At 46.5% G+C, this 2,125-nt stretch carries 1 protein-coding gene and 1 pseudogene; both read left to right on the top strand.

Features of this window, described 5'->3' with window-relative positions; all coding sequences use genetic code 11:
• Window positions 1-51: 51 nt before the first annotated feature.
• Window positions 52-240 (top strand): annotated as a pseudogene (locus RAH32_RS21405) (hypothetical protein); the annotation flags it as partial.
• Window positions 241-675: 435 nt separating this feature from the next.
• Entirely contained in the window at window positions 676-1,491 is an 816-nt protein-coding gene (gene aph(3')-Ia, locus RAH32_RS21400; protein ID WP_306610406.1) for an aminoglycoside O-phosphotransferase APH(3')-Ia, read from the top strand.
• The last annotated feature ends 634 nt before the right edge of the window (window positions 1,492-2,125 follow it).

Below are 2,125 nucleotides of genomic sequence, written 5' to 3'. Positions count from 1 at the left end.
ATATTGGCTTCAATCCAAAATAAGGTATATTATTGATGATGGGAATTCTGCATTAATGAAAATACCGCATCAGGCAATTCACTGGCCGTCGTTTTACAACGTCGTGACTGGGAAAACCCTGGCGTTACCCAACTTAATCGCCTTGCAGCACATCCCCCTTTCGCCAGCTGGCGTAATAGCGAAGAGGCCCGCACCGATCGCCCTTCCCAACAGTTGCGCAGCCTGAATGGCGAATGGCGCCTGATGCGGTATTTTCTCCTTACGCATCTGTGCGGTATTTCACACCGCATATGGTGCACTCTCAGTACAATCTGCTCTGATGCCGCATAGTTAAGCCAGCCCCGACACCCGCCAACACCCGCTGACGCGCCCTGACGGGCTTGTCTGCTCCCGGCATCCGCTTACAGACAAGCTGTGACAGTCTCCGGGAGCTGCATGTGTCAGAGGTTTTCACCGTCATCACCGAAACGCGCGAGACAAAAGGGCCTCGTGATACGCCTATTTTTATAGGTTAATGTCATGATAATAATGGTTTCTTAGACGTCAGGTGGCACTTTTCGGGGAAATGTGCGCGGAACCCCTATTTGTTTATTTTTCTAAATACATTCAAATATGTATCCGCTCATGAGACAATAACCCTGATAAATGCTTCAATAATATTGAAAAAGGAAGAGTATGAGCCATATTCAACGGGAAACGTCTTGCTCTAGGCCGCGATTAAATTCCAACATGGATGCTGATTTATATGGGTATAAATGGGCTCGCGATAATGTCGGGCAATCAGGTGCGACAATCTATCGATTGTATGGGAAGCCCGATGCGCCAGAGTTGTTTCTGAAACATGGCAAAGGTAGCGTTGCCAATGATGTTACAGATGAGATGGTCAGACTAAACTGGCTGACGGAATTTATGCCTCTTCCGACCATCAAGCATTTTATCCGTACTCCTGATGATGCATGGTTACTCACCACTGCGATCCCTGGGAAAACAGCATTCCAGGTATTAGAAGAATATCCTGATTCAGGTGAAAATATTGTTGATGCGCTGGCAGTGTTCCTGCGCCGGTTGCATTCGATTCCTGTTTGTAATTGTCCTTTTAACAGCGATCGCGTATTTCGTTTCGCTCAGGCGCAATCACGAATGAATAACGGTTTGGTTGATGCGAGTGATTTTGATGACGAGCGTAATGGCTGGCCTGTTGAACAAGTCTGGAAAGAAATGCATAAACTTTTGCCATTCTCACCGGATTCAGTCGTCACTCATGGTGATTTCTCACTTGATAACCTTATTTTTGACGAGGGGAAATTAATAGGTTGTATTGATGTTGGACGAGTCGGAATCGCAGACCGATACCAGGATCTTGCCATCCTATGGAACTGCCTCGGTGAGTTTTCTCCTTCATTACAGAAACGGCTTTTTCAAAAATATGGTATTGATAATCCTGATATGAATAAATTGCAGTTTCATTTGATGCTCGATGAGTTTTTCTAACTGTCAGACCAAGTTTACTCATATATACTTTAGATTGATTTAAAACTTCATTTTTAATTTAAAAGGATCTAGGTGAAGATCCTTTTTGATAATCTCATGACCAAAATCCCTTAACGTGAGTTTTCGTTCCACTGAGCGTCAGACCCCGTAGAAAAGATCAAAGGATCTTCTTGAGATCCTTTTTTTCTGCGCGTAATCTGCTGCTTGCAAACAAAAAAACCACCGCTACCAGCGGTGGTTTGTTTGCCGGATCAAGAGCTACCAACTCTTTTTCCGAAGGTAACTGGCTTCAGCAGAGCGCAGATACCAAATACTGTTCTTCTAGTGTAGCCGTAGTTAGGCCACCACTTCAAGAACTCTGTAGCACCGCCTACATACCTCGCTCTGCTAATCCTGTTACCAGTGGCTGCTGCCAGTGGCGATAAGTCGTGTCTTACCGGGTTGGACTCAAGACGATAGTTACCGGATAAGGCGCAGCGGTCGGGCTGAACGGGGGGTTCGTGCACACAGCCCAGCTTGGAGCGAACGACCTACACCGAACTGAGATACCTACAGCGTGAGCTATGAGAAAGCGCCACGCTTCCCGAAGGGAGAAAGGCGGACAGGTATCCGGTAAGCGGCAGGGTCGGAACAG

The organism is Paracoccus yibinensis, from assembly GCF_030846195.1.
Lineage (GTDB): Bacteria > Pseudomonadota > Alphaproteobacteria > Rhodobacterales > Rhodobacteraceae > Paracoccus > Paracoccus yibinensis.
Note: the sequence above shows the minus strand (reverse complement) of the source record. Positions and strands in the feature narration are given on the sequence as shown.